Below are 528 nucleotides of genomic sequence, written 5' to 3'. Positions count from 1 at the left end.
GGTCTCCTGCCTCCTGTGAGAGGGTAAGGCTCCCTAGAGACGATGGGGTTGATAGGCCGGGTGTGGAAGCCTTGTGAGGGGTGGAGCTGACCGGTACTAATAGGCCGAGGGCTTGTCCGCTGCAGATAATTGGGTGCTCGCGCATACGTTTCACATAATCTGGAAGCTTCCGTTTCCGGGCCCCTGGGTTGGGGTTTGGTTGCGGTGTGGGTTTCCGTGGTGGTTATGGTGGGAGGGTCACACCCGGTTACTTTCCGAACCCGGTCGTTAAGTCTCCTTGCGCTGATGGTACTGCCCTGTGGTGGGGTGGGAGAGTAGGTTGCCGCCACGGTTTTCTTGCGGGTTGAGAGCCCCTGTCCTTCGGGATGGGGGCTTTCCCTGTTTTGTGGGTTTGTTTGTGGGGGGTCGCCGTGGGGCGGCCCCCCTTTTTTTTGTGTCCCGGGGCCGGCGGGCGGGCGGTTTTGTGGGTGTTCTTTGTTAACGCTGTGGGGGGCGGGGGTGTGTCTGTTTTGGGGCCCCGGCACAGTT

At 60.8% G+C, this 528-nt stretch carries 2 rRNA genes; both read left to right on the top strand.

The features are described 5' to 3' along the window. Positions 1-120 (top strand): 23S ribosomal RNA (locus ACJOT3_RS34720); the annotation flags it as partial. Positions 121-215: 95 nt separating this feature from the next. Next, positions 216-331: ribosomal RNA gene (rrf, locus tag ACJOT3_RS34715) — 5S ribosomal RNA — on the top strand. Positions 332-528: the final 197 nt, after the last annotated feature.

It is taken from the genome of Nocardiopsis protaetiae (assembly GCF_045446735.1).
Classification (GTDB): Bacteria; Actinomycetota; Actinomycetes; order Streptosporangiales; family Streptosporangiaceae; genus Nocardiopsis; species Nocardiopsis protaetiae.
This window is presented reverse-complemented; position numbering and strand designations above follow the sequence as displayed.